Source organism: Mycobacterium ulcerans subsp. shinshuense, from assembly GCF_002355775.1.
Taxonomy (GTDB): domain Bacteria; phylum Actinomycetota; class Actinomycetes; order Mycobacteriales; family Mycobacteriaceae; genus Mycobacterium; species Mycobacterium marinum.
The window spans coordinates 4,246,662-4,264,870 of record NZ_AP017624.1; the positions used below are offsets into that span (position 1 = coordinate 4,246,662).

At 64.8% G+C, this 18,209-nt stretch carries 12 protein-coding genes and 7 pseudogenes; 12 read left to right on the plus strand and 7 right to left on the minus strand.

The window, feature by feature from the left end; genetic code table 11:
- Nucleotides 1-4: 4 nt before the first annotated feature.
- Nucleotides 5-427, minus strand: a pseudogene (locus tag SHTP_RS18945) (LLM class flavin-dependent oxidoreductase); the annotation flags it as partial.
- Nucleotides 428-510: 83 nt separating this feature from the next.
- Between SHTP_RS18945 and SHTP_RS18950 the strand changes: the two are divergent.
- The 6 genes and pseudogenes from SHTP_RS18950 (at nucleotide 511) to SHTP_RS18975 (ending at nucleotide 5,454) form a co-directional block, all read left to right on the plus strand.
- Nucleotides 511-1,566, plus strand: a complete 1,056-nt coding sequence (locus SHTP_RS18950; protein WP_172900571.1) for an acyl-CoA dehydrogenase family protein — start codon at nucleotides 511-513, stop codon at nucleotides 1,564-1,566.
- Nucleotides 1,563-2,201 (plus strand): annotated as a pseudogene (locus SHTP_RS30740) (acyl-CoA dehydrogenase family protein); the annotation flags it as partial. The gene SHTP_RS18950 and the pseudogene SHTP_RS30740, both read left to right, overlap by 4 nt.
- Nucleotides 2,202-2,261: 60 nt before the next feature.
- Nucleotides 2,262-2,672, plus strand: a pseudogene (locus SHTP_RS30745) (acyl-CoA dehydrogenase family protein); the annotation flags it as partial.
- A 3-nt stretch (nucleotides 2,673-2,675) separates the two neighbouring features.
- Nucleotides 2,676-3,833: pseudogene (locus SHTP_RS18960) on the plus strand (acyl-CoA dehydrogenase family protein).
- A pseudogene (locus SHTP_RS18965) lies at nucleotides 3,830-4,045 on the plus strand (acyl-CoA dehydrogenase family protein); the annotation flags it as partial. The pseudogenes SHTP_RS18960 and SHTP_RS18965, both read left to right, overlap by 4 nt.
- A 605-nt stretch (nucleotides 4,046-4,650) precedes the next feature.
- Entirely contained in the window at nucleotides 4,651-5,454 is an 804-nt protein-coding gene (locus tag SHTP_RS18975) for a TetR/AcrR family transcriptional regulator (protein ID WP_036426419.1), read from the plus strand.
- Between the two features lie 12 nt (nucleotides 5,455-5,466).
- Here SHTP_RS18975 and SHTP_RS18980 read toward each other — a convergent pair whose 3' ends face one another.
- Nucleotides 5,467-6,363, minus strand: a complete 897-nt coding sequence (locus SHTP_RS18980; RefSeq protein WP_096371448.1) for an enoyl-CoA hydratase/isomerase family protein — start codon at nucleotides 6,361-6,363, stop codon at nucleotides 5,467-5,469.
- Entirely contained in the window at nucleotides 6,360-7,034 is a 675-nt protein-coding gene (locus SHTP_RS18985; RefSeq protein ID WP_096371449.1) for a hypothetical protein, read from the minus strand. Before SHTP_RS18985 ends, SHTP_RS18980 begins: the two co-directional genes overlap by 4 nt.
- A 119-nt stretch (nucleotides 7,035-7,153) precedes the next feature.
- Here SHTP_RS18985 and SHTP_RS18990 point away from each other — a divergent pair, with 119 nt between their 5' ends.
- The 6 genes and pseudogenes from SHTP_RS18990 to SHTP_RS19015 all read left to right on the plus strand — a co-directional run bounded on the left by SHTP_RS18990 (nucleotide 7,154) and on the right by SHTP_RS19015 (nucleotide 14,181).
- Nucleotides 7,154-7,972: an enoyl-CoA hydratase/isomerase family protein gene (locus SHTP_RS18990; protein WP_096371450.1), complete on the plus strand. Its 819-nt coding sequence runs from the start codon at nucleotides 7,154-7,156 to the stop codon at nucleotides 7,970-7,972.
- A gap of 2 nt (nucleotides 7,973-7,974) precedes the next feature.
- Entirely contained in the window at nucleotides 7,975-8,787 is an 813-nt protein-coding gene (locus SHTP_RS18995; RefSeq protein WP_096372550.1) for an enoyl-CoA hydratase/isomerase family protein, read from the plus strand.
- Nucleotides 8,778-9,593, plus strand: a complete 816-nt coding sequence (locus SHTP_RS19000) for an enoyl-CoA hydratase/isomerase family protein (RefSeq protein ID WP_096371451.1) — start codon at nucleotides 8,778-8,780, stop codon at nucleotides 9,591-9,593. Before SHTP_RS18995 ends, SHTP_RS19000 begins: the two co-directional genes overlap by 10 nt.
- Complete coding sequence (locus SHTP_RS19005; RefSeq protein WP_096371452.1) at nucleotides 9,593-11,074, plus strand: class I adenylate-forming enzyme family protein; 1,482 nt, start codon at nucleotides 9,593-9,595, stop codon at nucleotides 11,072-11,074. Before SHTP_RS19000 ends, SHTP_RS19005 begins: the two co-directional genes overlap by 1 nt.
- A complete protein-coding gene (locus SHTP_RS19010) occupies nucleotides 11,064-12,662 on the plus strand; it encodes a class I adenylate-forming enzyme family protein (RefSeq protein WP_096372551.1) in 1,599 nt (532 codons plus the stop codon). The genes SHTP_RS19005 and SHTP_RS19010 overlap by 11 nt, the downstream gene beginning before the upstream one ends.
- Nucleotides 12,655-14,181 (plus strand): annotated as a pseudogene (locus tag SHTP_RS19015) (class I adenylate-forming enzyme family protein). The gene SHTP_RS19010 and the pseudogene SHTP_RS19015 overlap by 8 nt, the downstream one beginning before the upstream one ends.
- A gap of 316 nt (nucleotides 14,182-14,497) precedes the next feature.
- Here the strand turns inward: SHTP_RS19015 and SHTP_RS19020 are convergent.
- From SHTP_RS19020 to SHTP_RS19035, 4 genes and pseudogenes are all read right to left on the minus strand, one after another.
- Nucleotides 14,498-14,863, minus strand: a complete 366-nt coding sequence (locus SHTP_RS19020) for an Rv1352/Rv1906c domain-containing protein (RefSeq protein ID WP_015356655.1) — start codon at nucleotides 14,861-14,863, stop codon at nucleotides 14,498-14,500.
- Nucleotides 14,864-15,063: 200 nt separating this feature from the next.
- Complete coding sequence (locus SHTP_RS19025) at nucleotides 15,064-15,777, minus strand: GntR family transcriptional regulator (RefSeq protein WP_012395620.1); 714 nt, start codon at nucleotides 15,775-15,777, stop codon at nucleotides 15,064-15,066.
- Between the two features lie 13 nt (nucleotides 15,778-15,790).
- Nucleotides 15,791-16,984, minus strand: a complete 1,194-nt coding sequence (locus SHTP_RS19030) for an acyl-CoA dehydrogenase family protein (protein ID WP_096371453.1) — start codon at nucleotides 16,982-16,984, stop codon at nucleotides 15,791-15,793.
- Nucleotides 16,981-18,209, minus strand: a pseudogene (locus SHTP_RS19035) (CoA transferase). The gene SHTP_RS19030 and the pseudogene SHTP_RS19035 overlap by 4 nt, the downstream one beginning before the upstream one ends.

The following is an 18,209-nucleotide window of genomic DNA, read 5'->3' on the forward strand; positions in this document are numbered from 1 at the left end:
GGGTGTCCCCCCAGTACCGCATGATCAGCCGAAGATCTCGTTCGAGCTGTCGCACCCGGTCCACCGGATTCTGCTGTCCAACCTCGAATCTGGTGAATTCAACCGGCCAGGATCCGGCACCCAGGCCCAGCTCGAAGCGGCCGCCCGACGCGGCCGATAGGGTGACGGCTTGCTTGGCGAGCACGGCCGGGTGTCGGAACGCGTCGCAGAGCACCAGGTGCCCGACCCGCAATCGCGACGTCTTGGCCGCCACCCAAGGGGCGATACTCATTGCTTCCCAGATGCTTTCATCGCGCTGCCCGGGAGCTTCGAGATGATCGATGAACGCCACCCCGTCAAACCCGGCATCTTCCGCGCACATCGCCCGCTGCACGAACTCCGACACCGCCAACCGCAGCTGCGGCAGGAACAAGAACCACTCGATCATGCATCCACCCGTGTGTGTCCTGGACCGTTCGCTCGATTGCGTCCGATCGCCTAGTTTACTATTTTTATTATGTTAGGGGTGTTATGGATGTGGGTCTGACCTCGGAGCAGCTGGAGCTGCGCCACAACGCTCGCGACATCCTGCGGGCCGCGTGCCCACCGGACGCCGCCCGGCAGGCGATGACCGATCCGCAATGCTGGCGTGCACCGTGGAAGACCTTGGTAGACCTCGGCTGGACCGAACTCGCGGCATCGGATTGCCGGGATGATTTCGGCTCGGTCGAACGGGCGCTGGTCCTTGAAGAATGTGGTCGCGCCATCGCCCCCATCCCGTTGTTGAGCAGCATAGGTATGGCCGCGGGCGTGTTGCGCGGTTGCGGCCCTGCCGCAAAGGACGTCCTCAGCGAGATCGCCGCGGGTGTCGTCGCCACTCTGGCCGTGCAGTCCCCCGGCCATCGGTTGGCTCGCCCACCCATGGTGCTGCAGCACGGACGGCTGCGCGGGCATGCGGTCGCGGTCCCCAATCTGGCGCGCGCCGCGCTGATCGTCACACTCGCCGCCACCGCCGACGGGCCGGTGGCCGCCGTGCTACGCCGCGGCGATGGCGTCACGACCAGGACAATGCAGTCATCCGACCCGGCCCAGCCCCTTGCCGACCTCGAGGTCGATGCCATCCCGGCGCTCATTGCGCCCGTTGCATCGATCGAATCCGTGGTCACCGCACCGCTACTGGCCGTTTCCGCCGACCTGGTAGGCGTGGCAGACGCCGTCCTGCAACATGCCGTCGAGCATGCGAAGTCGCGACATCAATTCGGAGTGCCGATCGGCGGGTTCCAGGGGATCAAGCACGCGCTGGCCGACAACTACGTCAGCGTGGAGCGCGCCCGCAGTCTTACCTACGCGGCAGCCTCGCATCCCGCGCCGGACTGGACCGCTGCCGCACTGGCCAAGGCCGCGGCGGCCGACGCGGCGGTTCGCTGCGCGACTACCGCGGTCCAGGTGTACGGCGCCATCGCTCAAACCTGGGAACACCACATCCACCTCTACGTCCGGCATGCGTGGCAGGGGGCCGCACAGTTGGGCGACAGTCGGGCGCTCTACCACGAGGTGGGACGCCGCTTTGTCGGAGGCCCGCAATGACGCCGGCTCCAGCGGTGCCAGTCGCCGAAGAATTCGCGAGCTGGCTCGCCGACTTCCTGCCAAGGGACTACTACCAGCGATACCCCCGGTGCCGCTGGGACGTTGCCCTGCGGCGGGACTATCAACGTGCCGCCTTCGAGGCGGGGTGGATCCAACCCACCTGGCCCCGCCGCCACGGCGGGCGTTCGCTGGGCTTGGCCGAAGCCATGGAGATCCGGATCGAAGCCGCGTTGCGATCGGCGCCCAAGCTGCCCAACATCGCCGGGCCAAACGTCGTTGCGCCGGGTCTTCATCAGTTCGGTACACCCAGCCAGATCGATCGCCTGATGGTGCCGCTGCTGCGCGGCGACCAATGGTGGGCATTGGGCATGTCCGAACCGGAAGCCGGGTCGGACTTCGCCGGTCTGCGCACCCGCGCCGAACTCGACGGCGCGCTGTTTCGGGTCAACGGCCACAAGATCTGGACCACCCAAGCTCACGAATCGCGTTGGTGCACGCTGTATGCGCGTACCGACCCGGATGCGCCGAAACACCGCGGCATCTCCTGCCTGATTCTTGACCTGCAGTCACCCGGGGTCCGTGTCGAACCCATTCGAATGGCATCGGTCTCCGATGAGATCTTCTGCGAGGTGTTCCTCGACGATGTCGAAGTGCCGTTCGACAACCTGCTGGGCCGTCTGCACGGTGGCTGGGATGTCGCATTGTCCTCACTGCACCATGAACGTCAGATGATCTGGATCATGAACTGGGTCGAAATCAAGCGCGGGCTGCAGGTGGCACGTAACACCCAGGACGACGACGTCTACAGCGAGCTGGGCTCGCTACTGGCCGACGCCGAAGCACTGCGTGCCACCGGATACCGCGCTCTGGACAACGAGCTCGCCGGGCGCCCCAGCCCGGAGGCCGACATCTTGAAACTGCTTGGTTCGGTTACGCTGCAGCGGTTTTGGGACCTTGCCGCCGTGGCCGCGGGGCCATCCTAGGCCGGCGACGCTGATCTGCTCCGCGAACGCCAGGACGCGCTGGCCGCCACCATCTACGGCGGAACATCTGAGATCCAGCGCAACATCATCGCCGAGCGACTACTCGGGCTGCCGAAGGGATGACCGATGGACTACGACCTCGGCGATGACGCCCGCCAACTGCGAGACCGACTGCGTAGGCTGATATCCGAGCACATCCCCGACGACTTCCTCGGTGCGTGCACCACCGAAACGCAAGATCTCGCGACCACCGAATCATTCTGAAAACTGTTGGCCGCCCAGGATCTGCTGGCACTGGCGTGGCCGGAGGAGCACGGTGGTGGTGGCGGTTCGATCTGGCAGCAGACCGTGTTGCGCGAGGAGATGTGGGCCCGCCATGAACCGCGCGGTCCGCAGTACATGGGAATCAACTGGGACGGCCCGGCGATCATGCGCTACGGAACCCCGGCGCAGAAGACACAGCACCTGTCCGCAATCGCGGCCGGCGAGGTGGTGTGGTGCCAAGGATTCTCCGAGCCTGAGGCGGGAACCGATCTTGCGTCGCTGCGCACCCGTGCGGTACCCGAAGCTCCTGGCGGCCCGGGGTGGCGTATCACTGGCCAGAAGGTCTGGACGTCATATGCGCAGATGGCGTCCTGGTGTGTGCTGGCGGCCTGCACTCATCCGGACGCGCCCAAACCCAAGCGCCTCACCCTGTTTCTGCTTCCCATGGACCGGCCGGGTTTCACGGTCCGGCCGATCCCCTCGATGCTGGGACCGCATCACCTCAACGAGATGTTCCTGGACGAGGTGCCGGCGTCGCCCAGCGACGTGTTGGGTGAGCCGGGTGACGGATGGCGAGTGATGCGCGAAGCGCTGGCATTTGAACGTGTCGGGATCGCCCGTTACGCCCGGTGCGAATCATTGCTGGATCGGATGCGCACCGAGCTCGGCGACGACTGGGCGCGATTACCCGAGTCGATTCGGGTCCGCTGGGTGCGGGCACTAGCGGACCTGCGCGTCGCGCGCCTGCTGGCCTACCGCGCGGTCGCGCTGCGCGACGATCCCACCTCGGGTGCCGCGGCAAGCGCCGCCCGCATCGTCACCACCACCTGCGATCAACAGGTCGCCGAGTTGCTGTTGGACGTGCTCGGACCGGCCGCGTTGGACAGCGGCGCCTCGGCCCCATTGCACGGGGCGATCGAGGACCATTGGCGTTACGCACAGGCAGCCACCGTCGCATCCGGCACCATTGAGGTGCAACGAATGCTCGTTGCACGTGATGTCTTGGGAGAACACCGGTGAATACCGAACTGCCGCAAGATGTTATCGACTTTGCCCGCGTCGCGGCCAAGCGCCTGGCGCGGGTGGGTGGGCCACCAGCGGCGCTAAGAGCCGAGACCGACGACGGCATCCGCCGCGCGGCCCGTGCCGCCCTCGACGACCTTGGCGCATTTGAACTGGACGTCCGATCCGGGCCCGATGACCTGCTGACCGCCGCCGTGCTCTGCCGGGCTCGCCACAAGAAATTCGGCCCTATCATCCCCGCGCAACACCGCGGGAAGGCGTCTCATTGGAGGCGACGCGGCCCTGCTGGGCGATAGTACATTCACCGGCGACCACGCGCTCGTTGCGTACAATGAGACTGCCGGCGCGCCCTACCAGCGACCGGATCGGGCCGTACTCGAGCCCACCGTCCCGGTGCCGCGGGGTCGGTAGCTGAGCGGGCAACCTTGCACTCGGGTCAGACTGGGTTGTCGACAGCCAAACCCACAATCCCCCGACTAGATCGGCACCGCCTTCGCCGCAGCGGTCGTTTGGTTACCTCCGGCACAGCGCACTGCGCCACCGCGCCCGCACTCGATCGTGTTCACCCGCGCGCCGCTGGATACCAAGGTGCCTACGATAGGCATTACAGTAATAAAGGTAAAGCCGCCCGAAGCAGTGCGGAGACGCTCCCACCTGGCATTACGGCATAGCTGTCGCCCTCAGCGATCGGCCCGCCCCCGGTAAGGTTGACGGTCAGGCTTGGCGACGACACGTCATCGTATACACAGGTCGGAGTGCAACTGCCGGTAGGTTCGTCCGGTGGTCGGCTTGGGATCGCACACGCAGGAGATTGATGGAGGTGCCGGTAGTGGCAAAGCGGGCAGCCGCCGACAAACGTCAACGACGCGAACGCGGTTCGATCAATCCCGATGACATCATCAGCGGCGCGTTCGAGCTTGCCGAGCAGGTATCGATCGACAACCTGAGCATGCCAATGCTGGGCAAACATCTTGGGGTCGGCGTTACCAGCATCTACTGGTACTTCCGCAAGAAGGACGACCTGCTCAATGCGATGACCGACCGCGCCTTGAGCAAGTACGTGTTCGCCACTCCCTACGTGGAGGCCAGCGACTGGCGCGAGACGTTACGCAACCACGCCCGTCTGATGCGCAAGACCTTCATGGGCAACCCAATACTGTGCGATCTGATTCTGATCAGGTCAGCCCTGAGTCCCAAGACCGCCCGACTGGGCGCGCAAGAGATGGAGCGGGCAATCGCGAATCTGGTGGAGGCGGGGCTATCCCCCGAGGACGCCTTCGACACCTATGCCGCGGTCTCGATACACGTGCGCGGATCAGTGGTGCTGCACCGGCTTTACGAGAAGACCCAGTCGGCCGACAGCGGCCCGCGGGCAATCGAAGACGCCATGAACATCGACCCGCTGACCACACCGCTGCTTGCGCAAGTCAGCGGAAAGGGACACCGGATCGCGACCCCCGATGAGGCCAACTTCGAATACGGCCTTGATTGCATTCTCGACCACGCCGGCAGGTTGATCGACGAACGGGCCAAAGCCGCCAAGTCGGCCCCGTCGCGGCCGCGCAAGGCGGCCAAGCCACCAGCGCCGCGAACCCGGGCAAAGGCCACGACGCGTTAGACCCTTCGGATATCAGGACTCGGGCTCGGGCACGTGAAAGTGCTCGTCACGCAGCCGGAATGCCTCCTTCGTTCCGTGCTCGGCCCGCGTTTTGACGAAATTGAAATCCCCCGGCGCGAACTGCAAGTTGGTGCCGAAGGCGTGGAAGAGATAGCTGGCGACTTCCTCACCCGCGTATGCCTGCGTCTGCTCAACCAGCCGAAAGGCCTCTTTGGCGATGACGATGCCGTCGGCGGGCATCTTTGCCGTCTTCTCTGCCCAGTACCGGGCTCGGGCCGCCACGGCGCCGCAATCGCAGGTGTCGGTGAAGATTCCAAGATGTTCGACGTCACCCGCTTCAATAATGTCACCGGTGAGCAGTACCCGGCGGGCCAACACCGGACCCAGCCGGTGAAAGAACATGTGCAGACTGCCCAGCGCAGGACCCAGGAATCGCGTTGCCGGCATACCGATTCGGGCGTTGCGCGCGATCACTGAGATGTCGGTCATCAGGGCCATCTCGAAACCTCCCCCCAGCGCATGGCCCGCGATCTCACCCACCGTGACCTTCGGAAAGCCCATGAGGTTGTGGTAGAAGCTGAATGACCTGCGGTCCACGGTAAGTCGGCGACGTTGGCTAGGGCGCCGCTGGGTTGGCGGATCCGCGGCCGGGGCGTCAGCCTCGCCGCACCACCCGTAGGCGTTGTTCATGTCAGCGCCGGCGCTAAAGACCCCGCCGGCGCCACGCAAGATGACGACGGTGAGATCGTCATCCGCGGCAACGCGGTCCAGGTAGCCGGCAATGGCATCACGCATCGCCGCGTCATATGCATTGCGCCTCGTGGGGTTGTTCAGCGTGATGGTCGCGATTCTCGTACCCGGTTCCGCCTCGAACTTCACACGGTCATCCGGGCCGTCTGCGGCGGTCATGAGCCAGACACCTTTCGCCGTCGCCCGAATTGATACGCCGCCAACTCTTCCGGTCGCGATGCCAATGTCTGGACTTCGCCGGTGCAGAGCAGTTGTTCATCGACCATCAGCCGCGCCTTCGAGGAGATGCCTTGGTCCGTCACCGATCTCGTGATGTCGAACCGCAGGTGGGTCAGTATTGGTGTAGGTCTGCGGAAGGTCAGTGCCAGGGAGCGGGTCTTGCCGGAAAGCCCACTGACGCAGTCGTGATGCTGGATGACGCAGTCGAAGAAGACACCAAGAAATCCGCCGTGCACCAGACCCGGCGGGCCCTCGTAGACCAACGGGAAATTGACCCCGCCGGCCGCGCGCTCGGGATCGAGTTGATCGAACTTGTATTCGGGAAAACACGGGTTGTAGGCGCCGATGTCAGTCGCGTGATTGAGGTAGACGCGGTTGCCGTCCGCATCCGGACCGATGCGCGCGGCATTGTCCGGGGCGGCCGCGGCCAGCTCACGTTCCCACTCGCAGCACTGCGCGAGCATGGCATCAACCGTGGGATGTGGGTGTTCCATCGCCAGCAACAGCGAGGTGAGGCGACGGATGACACCCGCGGCGGCGACGGTCTGGGCCAGCGGCGACTCGCCGAACCTGGCATCACCGGCAGCCGCCCGAGGTTCGCCTTGGGCCATGCGTCCCTCTTTCACCGGGATGTTCCGTCAGCAATGTTTCCTTGCTAACTTATACAGCGTAGCAATCGTATTGCCTACTGTATGGATAACGATATGGCGGAGAAAGGCCGGATTCGACGGTGAGTCTCGAGGCCGACTCGGCCGGGCCCGAGGGGTCGGTGACATCGCGCCGCGATGGCACCCTGCTGCGAATCACGCTCGATCGACCTTCACGGAGTAATTCGTTGACTCAGAACATGATCGAGATGTTGTTCGATACGCTGGGCGACGCCGCCACTGACGACTCGCTGCGTGCGATTCTGATCCGGGGTGCCGGTGCCGATTTCTGCGCCGGCGCCGATTGGGCCGCGGCCAGCACCGCCACCCAACGCCCTCGCACCGGCGACCTGCTAAGGCGAATTCCGCACGCCGCGCACTGCGTCATCGAACTCCTACACACCATCCACCTCCCGGTCGTGTGCGGTGTCCAAGGGTGGGCCGCCGGGCTGGGCGCCAACCTGGCGCTCGCCGCCGACTTCACCGTGGCCACCAGTGATGCCACGTTCTGGGAACCTTTCGTAGTCCGCGGGTTCAGCCCGGACTCGGGATCTACCTGGCTGCTGCCGCGCCTGGTTGGCTTGGCCCGGGCCCGGCGGATGCTGCTGCTTGGCGAGCAGGTGACCGCGCCCGAGGCAGCCGACTGGGGCTTGATCCACCAAGTCGTCGATGCGACGGACCTCGACAGCGCAGTCGACGAGCTGCTCACCCGACTGGCTCGCGGGCCGACTGTTGCGATCGGGCTTGCCAAGCAGGCCCTGAACCACGGCCAGCACGCAACCCTGACCGAGTCGATGACACATGAACTGTTCAACCTCGAACTAACTTGTCGGACCTCCGATTTCAAAGAGGGCTTGACCGTATTCCGGCAACATCGCACGCCGAAATTCGAGGGACGATGACCATGCCTGGCGACGCGTTCGACACCATCGGCTACGAGCTCGACGGACACACCGCCACCATCACGCTCAACCGACCTCACGCCCTCAACGCGCTGAGTCCGCACATGATCACCGAGTTGCGAGCCGCCTACTCCGAAGCCGAAGGTGACGACCGGGTGTGGCTGACCATCGTCACCGGCACGGGTCGCGCCTTCTGCACCGGGGCGGACGTGAAGGCCATTCCAGGCGACGGCAAGGTGATCTACGAGCGGCCCTACCTGGCAACCTACGAACAGTGGGAGGCGCCCCAAGAAGGTACGCCGCCATTTCGCAGCATGGCCAAACCCGTACTGACCGCAGTAAACGGCATCTGCTGCGGCGCCGGACTGGACTGGGTCACTACATCGGACATCGTCATCGCGTCGGAGACGGCAACGTTCTTCGACCCACACGTCAGCATCGGCCTGGTGGCCGGGCGTGAGCTGGTAAGGCTGGCCCGAGTGCTACCGCGATCGGTCGCGCTCAGGATGGTGCTGGTCGGCAAGCACGAGCGGATGGATGCAAGGCGCGCCATCGACCTCGGCTTGATCAGCGAGGTGGTCGAGTACGACCGGCTGCTCGAGCGGGCACACGAGATCGCCGACATGGTCAACCGCAATGCCCCGCTGGCCGTCCGGGGCACTCGCCTGGCCATCCTCAAAGGGATCGACCTGCCGCTACCCGAAGCCGAGATGCTCGCCGAGGCATTCCGCGAGCGGGTACTGCGGACCCGGGATGCGCTCGAAGGCCCCAGAGCCTTCGCGGAGAAGCGAGACCCGGATTGGCAATGCCAGTGACACCGCAGCGATCCGAGAAACCGGACTTCACAACCATCCTGGTCGACGTCAACACCACCGACCACGTCGCCACCATCACGTTGCATCGGCCCGACCAACTCAACGCGTTCAACCGCACCATGCGCGAAGAGATGGCAGCGGCCTGGCACCTGATCAAACACGACGAATCGGTGCACGCGGTGGTATTGCGGGCGGCCGGCAGCCGCGCGTTCAGTGCGGGTCTCGACATCAAGACTCCGTACGGACAACCCAAAAATATCTGGAACCATGAGGATCCCGGCGAGTTCCTGAGCCCGAAATGGCAGAAGATGTGGAAGCCCGTGGTGTGCGCCGTTCAGGGCATGTGCACCGCGGGCGCGTTCTACTTCATCAATGAGTCCGACGTCGTCATCTGCTCCACAGGGGCAACATTCTTCGACTCGCACGTCTCGGCCAGTCTGGTCTGCGCGCTGGAGCCGATTGGCTTGATGCGGCGGATCGGCCTGGGCGAAACGCTGCGAATCGCCCTGATGGGCAACGACGAACGGGTCGGCGCCGAAACCGCACTACGGATCGGTCTGGTATCCGAAGTGGTCGCGCCACAGCGGTTGTGGGAGCGGGCACACGAGATCGCGGCGACGATCGCCGCCAAGCCGCCCTCCGCGACGCAGGGCACCGTGAAAGCGATCTGGGAGTCTCTGGACAAGCCCTACCGCGCCGCGGTGGAGCAGGGGCTGATCTACACCCGACTGGGCAACCCACTGGGCAGGGCCGAACTGGCCGACCTACCGCCCCGTCCTGACGGCAGCGAACCGAAGACTCGTTGATGTCGAATCACCCCCTGAGTCAACGCATCGCCGTCACCCTGGACCTGCAACCAGACGCCCGCGCTGTCGAGTACGACCGCGCCTGGCTGTCCTTGGGACAACTCGGCGCTGCGACCCGGCGAGTGGCCGCACTCGCCGCCAAACAACCGAGCCCTGAAATCAGAATACTGTTGCGTAATCGTCCCGCACAGATGGCCGCGTTCCTCGGCGTCCTACTCGCCGGCGCCACCGTGGTCACCATCAACCCGTCACGCGGCGACGAACGCACCAGAGCCGACATCGCCGCTTTGGAGCTGCCGCTGATCGCCGGATCGGACGAGGACCTTGGGCTCCTGGTGACCAATACGACGGACAGCGCCACCGTGTCCCTATCGGATCTGTTCGACCACCCCGGCGAACCCGGCGACCACACCACCCGCGGCGCCGGTGCGGACGTCGCGGTGCGAATGTTGACCAGCGGCACAACCGGTCCGCCCAACCGGGTCGACCTGAGCTACGACATGCTCGCCCGCAGCGTCATGGGCCCAGCCCCGGATCGCGACCCGGCGCCCACCGAACCCCGACGCGGAGTTGCCATCGTGAACTCACCGCTGGTGCATATCGGCGGTGTCTACCGAGTGCTGCAGTGCATCGCGCAAGCCCGCCCCTTTGTGCTGCTGGACCGATTCGAGCTGAACGCCTGGGCCGCGGCGGTACGCAAACATCGGCCCCGCACCGTATCGCTGGTGCCTGCCGCGTTGCGGACGGTGCTGCACTCCGACCTCACCCGCGCCGACCTCGCCAGCGTCCGCACCGTCACCTGCGGCACCGCCCCCCTGGCCCCCGACGATGCCGATGCGTTCACCGAGAAGTACGGCATTCCCGTGCTGACTTCTTATGCGGCAACCGAGTTCGGCGGCGGCGAGGCCGGCTGGACCCTCGCAGATCACTCGCGATATTGGCACACCAAACGCGGTAGCGTCGGCCGGGCCAACCCGGGTACGCAACTTCGGATCGTCGATACCGAGGGCGCCCCGGTCGAGCGGGCTAGCCTGGGCCTACTCGAGGTCAAGCCAGCCCAGTTGGGCGTTTCGGCCCCGTGGGTGCGTACCACCGATGTCGCCCGAATCGACGCGGATGGCTTTGTCTGGATTGTCGGGCGAGCCGATCAGGCGATCATTCGTGGAGGTTTCAAGGTGCTGCCCGACGATGTGCGAGCGGCGTTGGAGAGCCATCCGGCGGTGGCAGCTGCCGCGGTAGTGGGCCGATCCGACCAGCGCCTCGGTCAAACTCCGGTTGCCATGGTCGAACTGCGCGGTTCCGCCGACATCGGCGGTGCCGAGCTGGTGGAGTATCTGCGAACGCGGTTGTCCGGCTACGAGATCCCAACCCAGATTTCGATCGTCGCCGAAATTCCGAGAACAGCGTCGGGCAAGCCTGACCTCGGCGCAATCCGGCATTACTTTGGTGCCGCCGGTTCCCGCACGGATCATGGCGGCTGACTCCCCGACGGTCGCGCAGATCCTGCGCCGCCAAGCCCGTTGTCGCCCAGATCACCCGTTCTTGGTGTGCGATAGCGACCGGATCAGCTACGCCCAGGCCGATCTGCGTTCGGCGGAGCTGGCCCGCGGGCTGATCGCCCTGGGCATCGGCAAGGCAGCACATGTCGGGTTGCTCTACCCGAACGGCTCCGACTTCGTCATCGGGATGCTCGCCGCGGCTCGAATCGGCGCGGTGGTCATCCCGATTTCCACCTTCGTCACGCCCCGGGAGCTGCACGAGCAGCTGGTCGACAGCGACACCCAGATCCTATTGAGCGCCGATACATTCCGCTCCCACGACTACGCGGGCCGATTGAGGCAACTACTTGGCGACACCGGCTTCGACGGAGAAGATCGGCTATTCTCCAGGGCAATCCCGCAGTTGCGGACGGCCTGGGTCAGCTATCGTCGCGGGGCGCCACGACGAACCCGCAGTATCGAGTGCGTCTACCGCCTCAGCCAGACCATCGACCCCACAATGCTGCGCGCACTGGAAGATGACGTCGACGGCTCTGATGTACTGGCGATCGTGTACACGTCGGGCACCACCAGTGCCCCCAAGGGAGTCGTGCACACCCACAGCGCGCTGTTGAGACATCAGCAGAATCTCAACGTCATTCGCGGACTGGGCACCGACGACAAGTTGTTCTGCAACTCGCCATTCTGCTGGATCGGCGGGTTCGCCTTTGGGCTGCTGGCCACACTGCTCGCCGGATCGACACTGGTGTGTTCCAACGCCGACGCCGCTACCACCCTTGACCTGCTCGAGCGGGAAAAGCCGACCATGACAAACGGTTTCGCTTCCACAGTCGCACGGCTAGCCAACCATCCTAGCTTTGGTAGCCGGGACCTTTCATCGATGCGCCGCGGCAATCTGTATCCGATCATGGCACCCGAAGCCAGACCGGTAGATCCCGAACTGCGGCACAACATGCTGGGGATGACCGAAGCCGGCAGCATCGTGCTGATCAGCGCCGACGAGTCAGACCAGCCCGAACCCCGGCGCGGGTCGTTCGGTAAACCCGCACCCGGGTTCGACACCATCATCATCGAGCCCGGCACCGGGGAAGTCGTCAACGTCGGCCAGGTTGGCGAACTGTGCATTCGTGGGCCCTTCGTCATGCAGGGCTACTACAAACGTAGCCGCGAGGAATGCTTCGATGCCGACGGCTGGTTCCATACCGGCGACTTGGTACGGGCCGACCAAGACGGATACATGTACTTCACCGGCCGTCTGAGCTCGCTGATCAAAACCGCGGGCGCAAACGTGTCGCCGGCCGAGGTCGAAAGGGCGATCGCCAAGCTGGGCATGGTGGCTCATGTCGTGAGCATCCCCGATCCCCAGCGCGGACAGGTGGTGGCCGCCGTGCTCGTCGTTGCAGACGGTGTCGGAGCGCTTGACGAGCTGGCGCTGCGCGAACGACTCGAGACGGAGTTGTCCGCCTACAAGATTCCGACCCGCCTCGCCACCTTGACCCCCAGCGAGATCCCGCTGCTGTCCAGCGGCAAGGTCGATACGCACCAACTGAAGAAGTGCTTCGATGCCTGACACCATCGACCACCTGGTGCGGTCGCAGGCCGCCCGGCACGGCGCCAAGCCCATGGTGTTCGATCAGGCAAGTCGACTAAGGTACCGCGAACTTGATTCTTCCACATCGGATTTGGCTGCGGCATTCATCCAAGCGGGTGCCGGCATGGGCACCCGCGTTGGCCTGATCATGCCCAACGGTGTGCGCTGGGTACAGATCGCGATAGCGCTGACCCGCATCGGTGCGGTGCTGGTTCCGTTGAGCACTTTGTTGCGCCCCCGCGAGTTGGCATCGCAACTTCGTTCGGCCGCGGTGCAGTTCCTGATCAGCGTGCTGGAGTTCCGTGGCCACCGATACCTCGACGCGGTCAAGTCGGTACCTAGAGCCGAACTTCCAGCTTTGCAACGGGTTTGGGCGGACGACCAAGTCAGCTCTTCCAATGCCGGTGCCCGGGCACTCCGGATGGTCGAGCCGATCGCCGAAACAGTCACCGCGGCGGACACCCTGGTGATCATGTTCACCTCGGGCAGCACCGGAGCCCCCAAAGGGGTCCTGCATTCCCATGGAAGCGCTTTGGGCGCGGTGCGATCGGGCCTGACCGCGCGCCGCATCACCTCGGCCACCCGGCTGTATCTGCCGATGCCGTTCTTCTGGGTGGGCGGGTTTGGTGGCGGAATCCTCTCTGCGCTGCTCGCGGGAGCCACCCTGGTGACCGAGGCGCGGCCGTTCCCCGAGAACACCTTGCGCCTGCTGGAGGCAGAGCGCGTCACGATGTTTCGTGGGTGGCCTGATCAGGCCGAGGCGCTCGCGCGGCACCCAAGCAGTGTCGACGTTGACCTTTCGGCTCTGCAGCCCGGCAGCCTACAGGCACTGCTACCACCCGAATGACGTGCCCAGCCCGGGGCACGGGCGAGGTTGTTCGGCATGACAGAAGCATTCGGACCGTATTGCGGCTACCGCGCCGACACCGATATGCCGCCGACCGCGTGGGGCAGCTGCGGCTAGCCTTTTCCCGGAATGGAAATCCGCATCGTGGACCCCGAGACCGGCACCCGAGTCCCCGCGGAAACGATAGGCCAGATCCAGATCCGGGGGCCGCACACGCTACGCGGCCTCTGCCGGCGCAGCCGCGAAGAGGTCTTCACCGCTGATGGTTACTACTGCAGCGCCGATCTCGGCCACCTCGACGCGAACGGCTACCTGTTCTACCACGGCAGGTCCGACGACATGTTCAAGGTCAGCGGTGCCACTGTCTACCCCGTGGAGGTCGAAACCGCCTTGCGGACAATCGACGGCGTCTCCAACGCCTTCGTCACCAACGTGGCTGGCGCCCAGGGCCAACGGGTGGCTGCAGCGGTGGTGTGCAACACCCCGGCACTCACCTCCGAGGACCTCAGAACGTCGGCGGGCCAGGTGCTGAGCGCCTTCAAGGTTCCGACGGTGTGGCTGCTCTTGGCCGACGACGCTGATATTCCACGCGGCCCGACCGGCAAGGTCGATCTCCAGCGGCTGCGCGACATGCTGGCCAACACCGCATGACGCCTGCGAGCTCCGGCCGACATCTAGGATCCCGGAAATGACGTCGGTCGATGTTGCCGTCGACATCGTGATCGACCGGGACGCACCGTAGTCGCCGAGCACTGCTGCAGTCCGGACAACGCCACCCAGTGGTATGCGAACATCAAAGCTGTGCGGTGGCAGATGCCAAAGCCACTCGAGTTGGACCCGGCCCACCGATTCGTGATGCACACGGCCCGGGGCCCGTTGCCGATGCAGACCACTTACGCCTGGACGGACGAGGCGATCTACGCAGGCGCAAAACGATTCTCCAACATTGACCGCAGCTCGGGTGGGGCTATCCGACCCGCATCCAGAGTTTGCAGTTCATCGTTTGAAAGGCCGCGACCGTTGGCGGGATCACCACCGACATCGGCCCCATGGAGGTATTGGTGTCGATGATGTCATCGGTGCTCGCCGCGGGTGTGCTGGGAGTCGACCACGAGCAGGTCGAAAGCTCCGATACCCGTCCGAAGACCAAGATGAGCGGATTGGCCGGCCCCTCGGTGCGGTAGGTGCCCGGCAGCATGTCGGTGCCGACGAGAAATACCCCATTCCCGGGTATCTGATCACCTGGATCGGCAACGGTCGGTGCGGCGAACACGCAGGCTGTCATACAAGCAACAATTCCGGCGGTTGCGCCAGACAAAGACGCTAGGGCCATGGTGTTCCTCTCCCGGTAGCGTTGCCCGCCCTATACGCAGCGTATTCCCCGACGCACTCGGGCAACAACAGATCGCACCAAACTGGGTGCGGATATTCGACCGGACCCAGCAAACACCACACCGGGGCAGCAACCGGCAGGCCTGGCGCGCGAAGGGTGACCCTCCCGTCCGGCCCACGGGGCCGAGCCAGCACCGGGCGCTAGCCCCCTCGGGCCCGCTCGGCCGCGGACCCGGACGGCGCCGACTCCGCAACCACTCCCCGGGCGATGAGATGGTCGATCAACGGAACTGCGCTGGAGGCGAGGTGTTCTGACATCGCGGTTCGGGCAGCCTTGTCATCGTGTTTCTTCAGCGCCACCAACACCCGCCGATGGTCTTTGACCGCCCGGGCGGGCCAGTGCTCGATGCCGGGGAACACCGATTCGGGTTGGTAGCGGGTGATCTGTGACATCAGTTGGGAGAGCCGCGGAGAATCCGCAGCAAGATTGATGGCGCGGTGGAACTCGTGGTTCAACCGGACCGTCCGCTCGTCGTCGTCAGCGGCGTAGGCTTCCTCAAGCTGCGCTTGTATCTGCTGCAGTTCAGCTAGCTGCGCGGCGCCGATGTTGATCGCGGCCCGCGCCGCCAGCTCGCCGCCAACGTGAGCCTGCACATATGCGACATCGGCAAGGTCGCGCTTGGTCAGCGGCAACACCACGAAGCCGCGATGCGGCTGTTGGGCAACCAGGCCTTCGGCGCGAAGTGCGAACAGCGCCTCACGCACCGGTGTGACACTGATCCCCAACTCGGCCGCTAACTGGTCCAGCCGTATGTATTTGCCCGCGGCGTAGTTGCCTTCGTATATCCTCTTGCGGACGTATCGCGCAACGTCGTCGGAAAGTTGTGGCCGCGCCGCGAATTCCGGATCAGTCATCGCCCTACTAGCCCTACTCTCGGTACTCGTGCAGTAGCCGCTTGCTGATGATGGACTTCTGAATTTCGCTGGTGCCCTCGCCGATGAGCAGGAATGGTGCATCACGCATCAGCCGCTCGATCTCGTACTCCTTTGAGTATCCGTAGCCGCCGTGGATGCGGAAGCTCTGCTGGGTGACTTCCGAACAATATTCGCTGGCAAGATATTTAGCCATTCCAGCCGCGACGTCATTGCGCTCACCGGAGTCCTTCAGCTGCGCCGCGTGGACCATCATCAGGTGTGCCGCCTCGACCTTGGTCGCCATCTCGGCCAACTGGAATGAAATGGCCTGGTGCTCGGCGATCGGCTTGCCGAAGGTGTGGCGTTGTTGCGCGTAGCGAACCGCCAGCTCGAAGGCGCGCAGGCCAACCCCGCAGGCTCGCGCCGATACGTTCACCCGGCCGACCTCGATTCCGTCCATCATCTGAAAGAAACCCTGTCCCGGGGTGCCACCGAGGATGTCGTCAGCGGTTGCCCGATAGCCATCGAATATGAGCTCGGTGGTATCGATGCCTTTGTAGCCCAGCTTGTCGATATTTCCCGGAATTGTCAGGCCCGGCAACACTTCCCCGAACCCGGTTGGCTTCTCGACCAGAAATGCGGTCAGGTTGCGGTGCGGCTGGGCAGCGCCTTCGTCGGTTCGCACCAGCACCGCTACCAATGTCGAACTGCCACCGTTGGTCAGCCACATCTTCTGCCCGTCAATGGTGTAGTTGCCGTCCGCGCCACGCGTGGCCCGGGTGCGGATCGCGGCAACATCGGAGCCCAGTTCGGGCTCTGACATCGAGAACGCACCGCGGGACTCCCCGGTGGCCATCCGCGGCAGAAAGCGTTGCCGCTGCTCCTCGGTGCCATGCTGGCGCAGCATGTAGGCCACAATGAAGTGGGTGTTGAGCACACCTGACACGCTCATCCAGCCACGGGCCAGCTCCTCCACGCACAACGCGTAGGTCAGCAGCGACTCGCCCAGCCCGCCGTACTGCTCCGGAATCATCAGGCCGAAAAGGCCGATGGAACGCATCTGCTCGACTATCTCGTGCGGATAGGCATCCTTGCGTTCCAGCTCGGACGCGTTGGGAATCACTTCCTTGTCGACGAATTGCCTTACCGTCGCGACAATCTCGGCCTGTAGTTCGGTTAGGCCCAGTGTCTGAGCGAGTTTGGTCACGCGTACTCCTTATCTTGCTGGCCGTCTGGACCGCCGATCGTCTTGGCGCTGGCCAAACGGGCGATATCTGCCGTCGTCAAACCCAGGTACTCGGTCAACACGTCGGCGGTGTGTTCTCCGAGCGCCGGGGCGGGCGCACCTGCGGGGTGACACCCGTCGAAAGCGGTCGGCAGGCCCGGAGCAAGGTAGTCCCCCACACCGGGCTGGCTCAGTTGAGAAAACAACGGGTTGGCAGTCACTTTCGGATCGGCTGCCACCTCCGCGAAAGTTCGGTACCGCTCGAAGAGCACAGTCGTGGCTGACAATGCCGCACCGATCTGCTCGGCCGTGTGATCGGCGAACCAGGCGGCGAACAGACCATTGAGCACGCTGCGGTATCGGTATCGATCGCCTTCGGCATCGAAGTCCACCCCCAGCGCCTCGGCCAGCGCCGTTACCGCCGGACCGGTGCCGGTCACGTCGACCAGATCGCGAAAGTGCCGACGGGTCAGCGTGATGACCATGAACGATGTCCCGTCGCGGCTGGCGAAGTCCTGGCCGTACTGGCCGTAGATGGAGTTACCCAGCCGCTCACGCTGGGTACCGTTGACCTGCGGCTCGGTCAGCAGGCCCAGGTTCCCCGCCGTGGCCAGCGCCACGTCCTCCAACGCCAAACTGATCTGAGCTCCCGCCCCGGTCTGGTCGCGGCGGCGCAGCGCGGCAACCACGGCGAGCGCGGCGTAGAGCCCACAACTAACGTCCCACGCGGGCAGCACATGGTTGATCGGGCCGGCATGGTCGGCCGGACCGGTGACGAGCGGGAATCCGGTCGCCGCGTTGACGGTGTAGTCCACCCCGGTACCGCCGTCTCGCCGTCCCAGCAACTGCAGATGGATGACGTCAGAACGCGTGGCGGCCAATACTTCGTGGCTGAGCCAGGGCAGGCTGGCATTGGTCACCACGACTCCGTCGCCTTCCAGGACGAGGCGCTGGACCAGCCGCTGTCCTGCTGCCGAGCGCAGATCGATGGTGGCCGAACGCTTGCCCTTGTCAGCCCGGTCCAGTAGATCGATGTGCCGCTGGCCGCCAGGGGCCAGCGGCGGATATCGGAGGCACCGCCGATCGGGTCGACGCGGATAACCTGCGCACCCAGCTGGCTCAGCGTCATGCCGCACAGCGGCGCCGCGACGAAGCTGGATACCTCTACAACGCTAATGCCGCTCAGCGGCAAGTCCGGCCCAGGCAT